The organism is Pseudomonas sp. Marseille-QA0892, from assembly GCF_054950135.1.
In genome coordinates this window covers 4,053,364-4,066,413 of the sequence record NZ_CM143104.1, presented here as the reverse complement: position 1 = coordinate 4,066,413, position 13,050 = coordinate 4,053,364, and the positions used below count along the sequence as shown (strand labels likewise).

Below are 13,050 nucleotides of genomic sequence, written 5' to 3'. Positions count from 1 at the left end.
ATTGGCGCTACGAGAGGGATAGCGGTCATCATAGAGGTCTGATGTGGATAAGTCTTAAGGTAGGTTATCCACATGCACAAAACCCCGGATTAGTGTGCTTCGTCCCAGTTACCGCCTACCCCGGCCTCGACCAATAAAGGAACGTCCAGCTCGGCTGCGTCACTCATCAGTGGGCAAAGCTGCGCCTTGACGGTTTCAACCTGATCCTCCCTCACTTCGAGTACCAGCTCGTCGTGTACCTGAAGGATGATTCGCGCGTCGAGCGCGGACGTGGTCAGCCAATCATCAACCTTTACCATTGCGCGCTTGATGATGTCTGCCGCCGTACCCTGCATGGGGGCATTGATGGCGGTCCGCTCGGCTGCCTTGCGCATGGCACCGTTGCGAGAATTGATTTCGGGCAGGTACAGACGTCTGCCAAAGATGGTCTCTACGAAACCCTGTTCAGCTGCCGCTGCGCGGGTCCGCTCCATGTAGGCCAGCACGCCTGGATAGCGGGCAAAATACCGATCAATGTAGGCCTGCGCTTCCTGGCGCCCCACGCCGATCTGTTTGGCAAGGCCAAATGCGCTCATGCCGTAGATGAGGCCGAAGTTGATGGCCTTCGCGCGACGGCGCTGTTCAGTACTCACCTCTTCCAGCGACACACCCATGACTTCTGCAGCGGTTGCCCGGTGGATATCCAGATCGTTCTGGAAGGCATGAAGCAGGCTTTCGTCCTGGGCGAGATGCGCCATGATGCGCAGCTCAATTTGGGAATAGTCCGCAGCGACCAGGCGGTACCCCTCGGGCGCAACGAACGCCTGGCGGATACGGCGGCCCTCGGCTGTGCGGATCGGGATGTTCTGCAGGTTCGGGTCACTGGACGACAGACGTCCCGTGGCCGTTACGGCCTGGTGGTAAGACGTATGGATGCGGCCCGTACGCGGATTGATCTGCTGGGGCAGCTTGTCGGTGTAGGTGCTCTTGAGCTTGCTCATCGAGCGGTGCTGCATGATCACCTTGGGCAGCGGGTAGTCCTGGTCCGCCAACTCCTGAAGCACGGCTTCCGCTGTGGACGGCTGCCCGGATGCCGTCTTGGCAATAACGGGTAGGCCGAGTTTGATGAACAGGATGTCGCCGAGCTGCTTGGGCGAGCCAAGATTGAATTCCTGCCCGGCGAGCTCGAACGCCTCGCGCTCAAGCGCCACCATCTTTTCGCCCAGTTCCTGGCTCTGCAGGCCGAGCAATTTGGCGTCTACATAGGCACCGTTGCGTTCGATGCGCGCAAGTACCGGGACAAGCGGCATCTCGATATCGGTCAAGACAGTGCGGACGCTGGGGGTCTCGTCGAGCTTTTTCTTCAGGACGTTGTGCAGCCGCAGCGTAACGTCGGCATCCTCGGCGGCGTAAGGGCCAGCCTGTTCGATCGCGATCTGGTCGAAGGTGAGCTGTTTGGCACCCTTGCCCGCGATGTCCTCGAAGCGAATGGTGCTGTGGCCCAGATACTTGAGCGCCAGGCTGTCCATGTCATGACGCGTTGCCGTGGAGTCCAGCACATAGGATTCGAGCATCGTGTCGAACGCGATGCCTTGTAACTCGATGCCGTAGCGGGTCAGCACGTTGAGGTCATACTTGCCATGCTGCATGACCTTGATCTTCTTCGGGTCCTCAAGCAGCGGTTTCAGCGCGGCGAGTACGCCCTCCATATCGAGCTGCTTGGGCACGCCCATGTAGCTGTGCGCCAGCGGTACGTAAGCGGCTTCCTGAGGTGTCACCGCGAAGGAGACGCCGACCAGCTCGGCGCGCTGAGCATCGATGCTCGTGGTTTCCGTGTCGAAGGCGAAGAGTTCGGCTGCCCGGAGCTTCTCCAGCCACGCGTCGAATTGCGCCTGCTCCAGCACGGTCTCGTAATGCGCCTCGCCGTGGCATTCGTCGGCCTCGGTGGCCGGCAGCGGCTCGCCGGATTCCTTGCTCTCGCGCAGCAGATCATCCAGCCAGTTCTTGAATTCGAGTTCCTTGTACAGGGCGATCAGCGCGTCGCGATGAGGCTCGGTGGGCATCAGCGTGTCCGCATCCACTTCCATCGGCACGTCCAGCTTGATGGTCGCGAGCTGATAGGACATGTACGCCGCTTCACGATGCTCGTCGAGCTTGGCGGCCAGGCTCTTGGCGCCGCGGATAGGCAGTTCGGCGACCTTTTCGAGATTGGCGTAGAGGCCTTCTAAGCCGCCCGGAATACCATTCAGCAGCCCACAGGCCGTCTTCTCGCCGACCCCCGGTACGCCTGGGATGTTGTCGACCTTGTCGCCCATGAGCGCAAGGAAGTCGATGATCAGCTCCGGCGGAACCCCAAACTTCTTCTTCACGCCTTCCACGTCATAGATGCTACCGGTCATGGTGTTGACCAGGGTGACGTGCGGGCACACGAGCTGGGCCATGTCCTTGTCGCCGGTCGAGATGACCACGTCCCGCCCGCCATTGGCGCAGGCGCGGGCGAGCGTGCCGATTACGTCATCTGCTTCAACACCTTCGATATTGAGCAGCGGCAGGCCGAGCGCGCGGATCGCGGCATGCAGCGGTTCGACCTGGGAGCGAAGGTCGTCCGGCATCGGTGGGCGATGCGCCTTGTAGTTCTCGAAGAGTTCGTCCCGGAATGTTTTGCCCTTGGCATCGAAAACCACGGCGAAGGGGCTGTCCGGATATTGGCGGCGCAGGCTGAGCAGCATGTTGAGTACGCCTTTGACCGCGCCGGTCGGCTTGCCAGTCGATGTGGTCAACGGCGGCAGCGCGTGGAACGCGCGGTACAGGTAGGAGGAACCGTCCACCAGGACGAGGGGCGTCTGACTCATGCTTGGATCAACCTTATTTCGCGGGCCGGAGGTAGAATGCGCGCATCTTTGAATTCGAGGGCGAAGGTTAACATGCGAACCCTGCCATACCTGTTGCTGACCGGCGTTCTGCTGGCGGGTTCGCTGCCTGCGACCGCAGCGACTGCCGCGCCCTCAGAGGAAACCGACGTGGTCACCTATATCGATGGGGACAACACGTTCGAGGAGTACCGTACCAAGGGTTACCTCCGCGCCGTCCGGGTGATCCCCACGCATGGCAAGCCGTACTACCTTGTTCGCGCCGACGGCGACAGCAACTTCGTCCGCGCGGACAACCCGAACATGCGCATTCCTGCGTGGGAACTCTTCAGCTGGTAAGGCCTTTTTCTCATGTCCGTATTCACGCCGCTCGAGCGCCCTGATCTCGAGACCTTCCTCGCCGACTACAGCCTCGGCCGCCTTCGCGATTACAAAGGCATTGCCGAGGGGAGCGAGAACACCAACTTCTTCGTCAGCCTGGAAGGCGCCGAGTGCGTCCTGACCCTGGTCGAACGCGGCCCGGCGGCAGACCTGCCCTTCTTCATTGATCTGCTGGACGTGCTGCACGATGCCGATCTGCCCGTGCCTTACGCCATTCGAGATAGCAGCGACCGGGCCTTGCGCGAACTCAAGGGCAAGCCTGCGCTGCTGCAGCCGCGCCTGTCGGGCAAGCACATTCGTGAGCCCAATCCCCTCCACTGTGGGGAGGTGGGTGCGCTGATGGGGCGGATTCACCTGGCTACCCGCGAGTGCATCATCGAGCGCAAGAGCGACCGCGGTCTGGATTGGATGCTCGCAGAGGGTCCGGCGCAAGTGGCGCAGCTGGCTGCGGACGAGCAGGCGCTGCTGAATACGGCGCTGGCGGAGATTGCCGAGCACAAGGACGCAATCCGCCGTCTGCCCCGCGCGAACCTGCACGCTGACCTCTTTCGCGACAACGTCATGTTCGACGGCCCGCAGCTGTCCGGTGTGATCGACTTCTACAACGCCTGTTCCGGCCCGATGCTCTACGACCTGGCCATCGCGTTCAATGACTGGTGCTCTGACGACGAAGGCGCCGTGGATGTCGCGCGCGGCAAGGCATTCCTGGCAGGCTATGCCGCGCAACGTCGCCTGACCGCGAGTGAGGCCACGCTATGGCCGGTCATGCTGCGTGTCGCCTGTGTTCGCTTCTGGCTGTCGCGCGCGATCGCCGCCCAGGCGTTCGCTGGGCAGGACGTATTGATTCATGATCCGCGCGAGTTCCAGCGCCGGCTCGCACACCGGCAAGGTGCGACCCTCGACCTTCCAATCGCGCTGTAGCTACGCGGCACGTGGCGTCCGCCCGGGCGCTACGTTCGTTAGAGCGATTCCAGGCAGTCGGCCAGCGCATCGCCCATGTTCTCCAACAGCTGTTCATAGCCGTTCGCGTCGACCGAGACAGGGACGCCGAGGCCGTCGAGCTCGGCGAGCTTCACGGGCAGCCCTTCGGTCAGCGTTTCGGCCAGGCGGGGTCGGATCGGCGGCTCGCTGAACACGCAGCTCGGGCCGGCTTTTTCCAGACGCGCTCGCATTTCCGCTACATGGCGTGCCCCCGGCTGGACCTCGCCCAATACGCTGAATACACCCGTATGGCGCAAGCCGTAGTGCGCTTCGAAATAATCGAAGCCTTCATGGAAAACGAAGAATGGACGCTGTTCGACTTTCTTCAGGCGCGCCTTGAGGCGCGTATCGAGTGCAGCGAGCCGCGACGAGAAGGCCTCGGCATTCTGCTGGTACCGCGCGGCGTTATCCGGATCGAGTTCGCTCAGGTCGTTAGCCATCTTCCTGGCGATGACACGCGCATTGTCAGGTAGCAGCCATAGGTGCGTGTCTACGCTTCCGGGACGGTGGTCCTGATCGTGATCGCTGTGCGCGTGACCATGGCCGTCTTCACCGAAGCGCCGAAGCGTCATCCCTTCCAGATCCTGCAGAGACACGGATGGGCCCTTGCGGTTATCCAGCGAGCGCATCAGGAAATGCTCCATATCCGGGCCGACCCAGTAGAACAGGTCGGCCTCCTGCAGGCGGCGGATGTCGGACGGTCGCAATGCAAAATGGTGGGGGGACGCACCTGGCGGCAGCAGCACATCCGGTTCGCCAACGCCGTCCTGAACAGCGGCAGCCATGAGCTGGAGGGGCTTTATGCTCGTCAGCAGACGGACTTCAGCGTGGCTGAAGGTGCTGAACAGGAGCAGGCTGAGCAGAGCGAACGGTCTGAACACGGGAGGCACCTGGAAGTAAAAAGGTTATAGAATAACGCCATTTCCCCAAGACGTCTTCGCCATGCCAAAGCTCAAACCTCTGAAGACGCCGTTGGCGTTCACCCCTCATGACCACAGCCTATGCGTGTCCCAGGCACTCAGCGACGCCGACACGCTCTGTGCCCGTGCCGGTGTACGGCTGACGGCGTTGCGCAAGCGCGTGCTGGAACTCATCTGGCAAAGCCATACGCCACTCGGCGCCTACGACATCCTCGGCATTCTGACCGAGCAGGACGGTCGACGTGCCGCCCCTCCTACTGTCTATCGTGCGCTCGATTTCCTTGTCGAGAACGGGCTCGTCCATCGGATCGCCTCCCTCAATGCGTTCATCGGCTGCAACCATGCCGGTAGCGCACACCAGGGCCAGTTCCTGATCTGCCGCAATTGCCGCGCCGCGATCGAGCTCGCGCAGCTGCCGATCAGCGACGCGATCGATCGTAGCGCCCGCGAACTCGGCTTCGAGGTCGAAGGCCAGACGGTGGAAGTCGTTGGACTGTGCGCCGGGTGCAAGGCGGCATGAGCGACGCGCTGATCCGCCTGGAGAACGTCGCGGTTCGATTCGGTGAGCAGGACGTTCTGCAGGACGTGAACCTGTCCTTGCGTGCCGGCGAAATCGTTACGCTGATCGGCCCCAATGGCGCCGGCAAGACGACGCTGGTGCGCAGCGTACTGGGGCTGGTGAAACCCGACCATGGCACGATCTGGCGCAAACCCAAGCTAACCATTGGGTACATGCCGCAAAAGCTGCAGATAGACGCCACGTTGCCGCTGTCGGTATGGCGGTTCCTGCGGCTGGTACCGGGTGTCGACCGCGCCCGCGCCCTGTCTGCGCTGGAAGAGGTCGGCGCCGAGCGTGTGATCGACAGCCCGCTGCAGAGTGTTTCTGGTGGTGAGCTACAACGCGTCCTGCTGGCCCGCGCCCTGCTCCGCGCCCCTGCCCTGCTCGTGCTCGACGAGCCCGTCCAGGGCGTCGACGTGGCCGGTCAGGCCGAGCTCTATCGGCTGATCACCCGCCTGCGCGAGCGCTATGGCTGCGGTGTGTTGATGGTTTCGCACGACCTTCACCTGGTCATGAGCACGACCGACCAGGTTGTCTGCCTCAACCACCATATCTGCTGCTCGGGCCATCCCGAGCAGGTCAGCGGCGACCCGGCCTTTATCGAGCTGTTCGGCCAGGATGCGCGCTCGCTGGCGGTCTACCACCACCATCATGACCACGCCCACGACCTGCACGGCAGTGTCGTTACCCGTCGCGGTCACGTCCATGGGCCGGACTGCAACCATTCATGATCGACTTCCTTTTCAACGCATTGCTTGCGGGCCTTGCGCTCGCGTTGGTGGCCGGCCCGCTAGGTTCCTTCGTCGTCTGGCGGCGCATGGCCTATTTTGGCGATACCCTCTCCCACGCCGCGCTGCTGGGCGTAGCGCTGGGACTGGCGCTGGATATAGCGCCCATGTTGGCGGTAACGGTCGGGTGCGTATTGATCGCTATCCTTCTCGTTACCCTGCAACGGCGGCAACCGCTCGCCTCCGACACCCTGCTCGGTATCCTCGCGCATTCCACGCTGTCGCTGGGCCTCGTGGCCCTGAGCTATATGCGTGATGTGCGGGTCGACCTGATGGGCTATCTGTTCGGCGACCTCCTGGCGGTAAGCAATACCGACCTCGCCTGGATGATCGGCGGCAGTGCGCTGGTGCTGGTCCTGTTGGCGGTGCTGTGGCGGCCACTGCTGGCGATTACCGTGCACGAAGAACTAGCCAAGGTCGAAGGGCTGCCGGTCGCGGGCATCCGCCTGGCGTTGATGCTGTTGATTGCCGTTGTCATCGCTGTTGCCATGAAGATCGTCGGCGTGTTGCTTATCACGTCGCTGCTGATCATTCCTGCCGCGGCTGCCCAACGACATGCGCGCACGCCCGAACAAATGGCGATCGGTGCCAGCGTGTTGGGCATGGCAGCGGTCGGCGCAGGCCTTGCGATGTCCTGGTACCAGGACACCCCGGCAGGCCCGTCAATCGTCGTCTGCGCCGCCGCGATGTTCCTGCTGAGTTTTGCCCTGCCACGCCGGAGCTGACCCGACAGGGCTGATACGCGGTCGTATCTAATGAGGGCGAGTGGATTGACCGCCCTGCCCGGCTTTTCATGATGAGCATCCTGTTCTGCTACGGTGCTCATCACGACGGATCGCTAACGGCCTGACCCCATCGCGAGGTCAGCCTTTCCAGCCTCAAGACCGCTTCCCATGGCTATTAGCAATGCCAAGGTTCAGTCGTGACTGGGCGATCGGTTGCCGTCGTTTCAAGGCGCTGGTCAATGGGCTCTTCGATTGGTGCGGTCTCGAGACGCGCTAGTCGCCCAACGCGTCCGCGATCGCTTTGCCAAGTGCCTCGGTCGTGCCCTGCCCACCCACGTCTCGGGTGAGCGGCGCGTTGTCCGGCCCCTTGGCAAGAACCGACTCGATGGCTGAGAGCACCGCAGCGCCGGCCTCCTGATGGCCCAAGTGTTCCAGCATCATCGCCCCGCACCAGATCTGTCCAATCGGGTTGGCAATACCCTTGCCGGCGATGTCCGGTGCGGACCCGTGTACCGGCTCGAACAGGCTCGGGAAGGTGCGTTCGGGATTGATGTTGGCGGACGGTGCAATACCGATGGTCCCCGTACAGGCCGGGCCGAGATCGGACAGGATGTCGCCGAACAGGTTGCTCGCGACCACCACGTCGAACCAGTCGGGATGCAATACGAAGTTCGCTGTCAGGATATCGATGTGGTACTTGTCCACCTTGACGTCCGGGTAACGCTGGCCCATTTCGACAACCCGTTCGTCCCAGTACGGCATGGTGATCGCGATGCCGTTCGATTTGGTTGCGGACGTGAGGTGCTTCTTCGGGCGACTCTGGGCCAGGTCGTAAGCAAATTTGAGGATACGGTCGACACCCACGCGCGTCATGACCGTTTCCTGGATAACGATCTCCCGCTCGGTGCCGGCGAACATTGTCCCCCCGACACTCGAATACTCGCCTTCCGTATTTTCCCGGACCACATAGAAATCGATATCGCCGGGCGCGCGCCCGGCCAGTGGTGCCTTTACGCCCGGAAGCAGGCGACAGGGCCGCAGGTTCACGTACTGATCGAATGCCCTGCGGAATTGCAGCAGCGAGCCCCACAGCGAGATGTGATCAGGCACGACCTCGGGCCAGCCCACAGCGCCGAAATAGATCGCGTCGTAGGGCTTGAGCACGTCGAACCAATCGTCAGGCAGCATTTTTCCATGCGCGAGGTAGTAGTCGGCGCTGGCGAAATCGAACCAGTCCCACTGCAGCTCGAGGCCGAAACGGCGCGCCGCTCTGTCGAGCACACGGATGCCCTCGGGCATCACTTCTTTTCCGATGCCATCACCGGGAATCACGGCAATGCGGTAGCGGGGACGCGTCATGGGAGAACCTTTTGTTGTTGGAGGATGCAAACCAGTGTATTCGTCACCTGTAGCGACACAATCCGCCTACAGGGAAAAGCATTGTTGAATCCAGGTAGAGAATCTCTCACTTCTACAGAAGACTTGGCGTTCTTCCAGCGCGTGGCAAGCCAGGGGAGCCTGACCTCGGTCGCACGCGATCTGGGCCTGTCGCTAGCAGCCGTCAGCAAGCGGCTGACAGCACTGGAGCAGCGCCTGGGTGTTCAGCTCGTGCAGCGTACCACTCGCCGTCTGGATCTGACCCCAGAGGGCCAGCTGTATCTGGAAGGTGCAAGGCCGATCTTGCGTCAGCTCGAAGAGCTCGAGAGCGCGGTGGCGCGCCACCAGCCCGTGCTTCGCGGGCGCTTGAGCATCAACGCGTCGTTCGGATTTGGGCGCCGGCATATCGCTCCCCTGCTCTCCCGCTTCGCTACCCTGCATCCGCAGTTGGAGCTCTCGCTGCACCTCTCAGCGCAGCCGGTCAGCCTGCAGGACAGCGGGATTGATATCGACCTGCGCTTCGGTGAGCCGCCTGATACTCGGCTGATCGCGCATCGGCTATTGGCCAACCCACGCGTGCTCTGTGCGGCACCGGCCTACCTAGATCGCGCCGGCACGCCCGATAGCGTGGCATCGCTCGCCCAGCACAACTGCATCGTACTGCGGCAATACGAAAGCGATTATGCGGTTTGGCGGTTCATGCGAGACGGCCGAGAGTACAGTCAGAAGGTTTCCGGGACGCTCTCGACCAATGACGGCGAAGTCGCCATGCGCCTGGCGCTGGATGGTCATGGGCTGCTGCTCAGATCACATTGGGATGTGCACCCTCACCTGCAACGTGGCGATTTGATCCCCCTGCTTCCTGATTACCAGCCGCCCCGCGCGGACCTCTATGCGGTCTATCAGCATCGCCGACATGTACCGCCGCGCTATTCGGCCTTCATCCGATTTCTCTGCGAAAGGCTCGAATGCACGAGTTGTGAAAAGCCTCAGTGAAGCGGCTTGGCAAAGCCTCTACGCGCTGAGCATGTGCTGGGTGTCATCCGGATATGAGTGACTGCACCGGTACGCCCTGCCAGTGGGGGAACCTTGTCCGCCACAACCGCAAATCCGCGGCCCTTGCATGCGCGCGCCCTTGATGGCTGCGCTGGTCACGAAAAGGTTGGCTGGGTGAAGCCGCCGATGGCCCTACGGTAACTCCGTTACAAAGCAGCGGCGTCAACGTCAGGGGATCTTTCAGCAAATGACTATTAAATCGACGGCTAAGACGCAGAAGAGAGACCGCAGCTTCTGCCCGATCACTTCAGCACGGTGGCCGCTGATAGCTGCCTGTTCGATGTGGACATACAGCCTATCCGCCTCCCGCCGTGCCAAGAAGGCATCCGGTAGCAGAAGTTGCAGCGAGAAGAGATTGAGAATGCGCGCCAGGCTTTCAGACTCCGCATCCGCTTCGACATGAAAAATCGCTCGCGCGGTATCGGGCTCAATCCAAACGTCGCGACGCAGCGGAGCGGCTCCTGCGGGGCTGGGGCCGACTTCATTGGTCAGAGATTGAAATACGAAAGCGCGTTGAGCCTGGGACATGGCAGGTAGACCTGGACTGACGAAGGACACAGTTTCTCAGGTCGAAGCGGGAAAAAAGTGCCTATTTCGACTGTTCTTTGTCCATTCTCGAGATAAGCTATCCAAAATATACTGATTAGAGACAAAAATATGCCCTTGGTGCTCGACGACTACGATCGCCGTATTCTTGCGCTCCTTCAGGAGCGGGCCGATATTTCTACCGCGGAAATCGCCGAGAAGGTTGGATTGTCGCAATCGCCGTGCTGGCGACGGATCCAGCGGTTGAAGGATGAAGGCATCATCAAGGGGCAGGTGACCCTGCTGGATCGCAAGAAGATCGGGCTGAATGCCCAGATCTTTGCGCAGGTAAAGCTCGATGCGCATGGGCGGTCGAATCTGACGGAATTCGCCGAGAAGATTCGCGACTTCCCCGAAGTATTGGAATGCTACGTATTGATGGGCTCGGTCGACTTTTTGCTGCGTATCGTCACCCACGATATCGAAGCGTATGAGCGCTTCTTCTTCGAACGGCTGTCGATGGTGCCGGGCATTCAGGAAGTGAATTCGATCGTCGCGCTCTCGGAGATAAAGTCCACCACGGTATTACCGCTGCCCGGGGGCAGGTGACGGCCCGTACGAAAGGCCAGCAGGGTCGTCACCCGTAGCGTGCCAACCGGGACAGTCCTTTTAATGCGAAGGGCGGGGATTGCCGGGGTCCGGTGCGGCTGCTTCCTCGGGAGGCGGCAGAGGCTCTGGCTTGAGCAGGGGTGGAGGCGGCGTGAGCCCCATGGAGACGTAGATACTGGTCAGCATATCGACCCCCATGTTCGCAGGCCGAATCCAATCGGTAGGCACGTAGATAAGCCCGCCACCGACAGGTATGGGTGCGGTCGGCACCAGAATGGCCACATGCGGCCGACCTTCCAGATCCACTGGCTGGCCGCTCGGCATCAGCGCTAGCACCGCAGCACCGTCACCACCAAAGAAACACCATACCGGGCTCATGCTGGTAATGTCGGCGTCCTTGTTACGATCGAGCAGGCCAACGAAGCGGTCGGCAAGGTTGTAGAAGTTGCCGATCAGCGGGACACGACGCAGCGTGACATGCAGCAGCCACGACAGCGGCCGGCGCAAGCCGAGTTGAACCGCAAGGCCCAGCGGATACAGGCTAGCGAGCAGCAGCAGGGTACCGATGAAGTAAGCAAGGTACGGGTTGCTGGCGATGGGCTGACCCATGGCCGCCAGCAGCCGGCCAAAGAGCGTCGCGGGGCCCACGAGGTTGTTCAGCAGGCTGACGATCCAGGCAAGCAACGCCAGCGTCAGCACGAGTGGGAGCAGGGCGATCAGCCCCGTCAGCCATGTGCCGACGATGGATTGGATACTGCGTCTGAAGAACATCGTGGTGACGACTCCTTGAACCTTAGAGTTTCAGCGCCTTCCAGGCCCTGAGTGATTGCACCTGCAGCGCTTGTTCCCGTCGCGCCTCCAGCACCGCTTCGCCGAGGGGCGCGCTTGAGAGTTCTGCCAGCTTGTCGAGCTCGCCGTAAAGCCGATCGGCTTCGGGCACGTTGAGCACGCCGCGCGCCAGCCTCAGCCATACCAGTAGACGCTGGATCCGTGGCAATTGTTCGGACAGGTCCTCCGGGTGCTGCTGGGCGTAGCGCTCCAGCGGAAGCGCAGCGATTTCCTCGCCCAGCTGACGGTGTAGCCAGGGTACCAGCGGCGCCTGCCCCTGCTTGGTGCCGCGGGCATTGCGGCCGTGCGTCCAGCTCTGCACGAAGAGCCAGTGGGACAGCATTAGCGACAGGCAGCCCCAGGCTGGGTCGGACAGGGTTTCGGCAAAACGGGCAGGGGCCTCACGGCGTACGGTTTCATCGGTCGCGCCACTGGTGATAACGGGCCGCCAGCGATCGAGCAGGGTATCGAGACGCTCGCGCAGCTCGTGACTGCTCGTACGGGGGACGGCCTGACCTGCGCTGCTCAGAAGGGCGCGCAGATCTGTTAGCTGGCGCAGCCAGTCTTCCAGCAGTTTCCAGTGGCCGCTGAAGCGATATTGCTCGGCAAGGCGCTGGCTCGTACCCAGCAGATGCCAGGCGAGGGCGGTGAAGGCGGCATCGACCGTCGTGTCCGGTTGAAAGACTGGAAGCGGCAGCTGGACCGAGTAACTGCTCGCGTCGAAGAGCCGGTAACCGCGCTCGGCCTTGCTGATGTCGCACGGCATCAGCGGAAGGTCGCGAGCCAGCTCGACTGCGAGCTCCAGCAGGGCGCCAGGCTCACCTTCGCGAAGTTCGAGCTCGAGTTCGCAGATTTCTTCCTCCTGCTTGCCGGCCACGACCTTGCCCAGATCCAGTGCCGCTTCGATAACGACCTTGGCCTTGCCACGCCCCCAGGCGATCTCGGCTTTCTCACGCACGAAATCCGTGGTGAACAGGGGCTTGAGGTGCTTCTTGTCGAGATCGGCCAGCGCGGCCGGCCAACACTCGTCAGTAAGCTTTTTCGCGTCGAGCTTGGGCTTGTCGAGATACCAGTCCCACTCGTTGCGTTCGGACAGGCCAGCGACGCTCTGGCCACGGCTCTTCAGCGTCTGGATGAACTGCTCGCCGTCGCGGCGGATCCGCAGCGCCACGCGTGCACGGGCAAGGTCACGGTCGGCAGTGTCGAAATACTGGTTGAAAAGCTCGTGCCGCTGCCAGCCGCTCTTGTTGCGTTTCTTCAGCAGAGGATGGTCGCGTAGCGCCGCCAGCGTTTCGCGGCTTGCGCGCAGTTTGATCTCGGTTTCTTTGTTCATGAATGCGGTGAAGCCTGAATTGGTTGCAGCCTAGGCGGAGTAAAGTGCCAGGGCCAATGACTACGGTGACGCAAATTTCATACAGAATGTGTTTGCTTTCGGCGCGTTAACATGGCGCC

13 protein-coding genes are annotated in these 13,050 nt (G+C 61.8%); 7 read left to right on the top strand and 6 right to left on the bottom strand.

The window, feature by feature from the left end; translation table 11 throughout:
* Positions 1-89 precede the first annotated feature (89 nt).
* Entirely contained in the window at positions 90-2,831 is a 2,742-nt protein-coding gene (gene polA, locus ACY8D3_RS18835; protein ID WP_462380350.1) for a DNA polymerase I, read from the bottom strand.
* A 72-nt stretch (positions 2,832-2,903) separates the two neighbouring features.
* On the opposite strand from polA, the gene ACY8D3_RS18830 reads away from it, so the two are divergent.
* Together ACY8D3_RS18830 and ACY8D3_RS18825 are read left to right on the top strand one after the other, a co-directional pair.
* Positions 2,904-3,188 carry a DUF2782 domain-containing protein gene (locus ACY8D3_RS18830; protein ID WP_462380349.1) on the top strand — a complete coding sequence of 95 codons (285 nt, stop codon included), beginning with the start codon at positions 2,904-2,906 and terminating at the stop codon, positions 3,186-3,188.
* 12 nt (positions 3,189-3,200) lie between these two features.
* Positions 3,201-4,151, top strand: coding sequence for a homoserine kinase (locus ACY8D3_RS18825; RefSeq protein ID WP_462380348.1), 951 nt, complete (start codon positions 3,201-3,203; stop codon positions 4,149-4,151).
* Positions 4,152-4,189: 38 nt separating this feature from the next.
* Here the strand turns inward: ACY8D3_RS18825 and ACY8D3_RS18820 are convergent, their stop codons facing one another.
* Positions 4,190-5,092 (bottom strand): zinc ABC transporter substrate-binding protein, encoded by a 903-nt coding sequence (locus ACY8D3_RS18820; protein ID WP_462380347.1) that lies wholly within the window; start codon positions 5,090-5,092, stop codon positions 4,190-4,192.
* Positions 5,093-5,153: 61 nt separating this feature from the next.
* On the opposite strand from ACY8D3_RS18820, the gene ACY8D3_RS18815 reads away from it, so the two are divergent.
* From ACY8D3_RS18815 to znuB, 3 genes are read left to right on the top strand one after another with little or no spacing between them, the layout of a single operon-like run.
* Positions 5,154-5,651 (top strand): Fur family transcriptional regulator, encoded by a 498-nt coding sequence (locus ACY8D3_RS18815; RefSeq protein WP_462380346.1) that lies wholly within the window; start codon positions 5,154-5,156, stop codon positions 5,649-5,651.
* Positions 5,648-6,421 (top strand): zinc ABC transporter ATP-binding protein ZnuC, encoded by a 774-nt coding sequence (gene znuC / locus ACY8D3_RS18810; protein WP_462380345.1) that lies wholly within the window; start codon positions 5,648-5,650, stop codon positions 6,419-6,421. The genes ACY8D3_RS18815 and znuC overlap by 4 nt, the downstream gene beginning before the upstream one ends.
* Entirely contained in the window at positions 6,418-7,203 is a 786-nt protein-coding gene (znuB, locus tag ACY8D3_RS18805; RefSeq protein WP_462380343.1) for a zinc ABC transporter permease subunit ZnuB, read from the top strand. Before znuC ends, znuB begins: the two co-directional genes overlap by 4 nt.
* A gap of 273 nt (positions 7,204-7,476) precedes the next feature.
* Here znuB and ACY8D3_RS18800 read toward each other — a convergent pair whose 3' ends face one another.
* The gene (locus ACY8D3_RS18800; protein WP_462380342.1) at positions 7,477-8,562 is read right to left on the bottom strand and encodes a tartrate dehydrogenase; all 1,086 of its coding nucleotides are present in this window, start codon (positions 8,560-8,562) and stop codon (positions 7,477-7,479) included.
* Between the two features lie 84 nt (positions 8,563-8,646).
* Here ACY8D3_RS18800 and ACY8D3_RS18795 point away from each other — a divergent pair, with 84 nt between their 5' ends.
* Positions 8,647-9,576, top strand: coding sequence for a LysR family transcriptional regulator (locus tag ACY8D3_RS18795; protein WP_462380341.1), 930 nt, complete (start codon positions 8,647-8,649; stop codon positions 9,574-9,576).
* Between the two features lie 240 nt (positions 9,577-9,816).
* On the opposite strand, the gene ACY8D3_RS18790 is transcribed toward ACY8D3_RS18795, so the two are convergent.
* Entirely contained in the window at positions 9,817-10,164 is a 348-nt protein-coding gene (locus tag ACY8D3_RS18790) for a hypothetical protein (RefSeq protein ID WP_462380340.1), read from the bottom strand.
* A gap of 129 nt (positions 10,165-10,293) precedes the next feature.
* Between ACY8D3_RS18790 and ACY8D3_RS18785 the strand changes: the two genes are divergently transcribed.
* The gene (locus ACY8D3_RS18785; protein WP_462380339.1) at positions 10,294-10,770 is read left to right on the top strand and encodes an Lrp/AsnC family transcriptional regulator; all 477 of its coding nucleotides are present in this window, start codon (positions 10,294-10,296) and stop codon (positions 10,768-10,770) included.
* Between the two features lie 60 nt (positions 10,771-10,830).
* On the opposite strand, the gene ACY8D3_RS18780 is transcribed toward ACY8D3_RS18785, so the two are convergent.
* Positions 10,831-11,541 carry a DUF502 domain-containing protein gene (locus ACY8D3_RS18780; RefSeq protein WP_462380338.1) on the bottom strand — a complete coding sequence of 237 codons (711 nt, stop codon included), beginning with the start codon at positions 11,539-11,541 and terminating at the stop codon, positions 10,831-10,833.
* A 22-nt stretch (positions 11,542-11,563) separates the two neighbouring features.
* Entirely contained in the window at positions 11,564-12,931 is a 1,368-nt protein-coding gene (locus ACY8D3_RS18775; RefSeq protein ID WP_462380337.1) for a CYTH domain-containing protein, read from the bottom strand.
* Between the last annotated feature and the right edge of the window lie 119 nt (positions 12,932-13,050).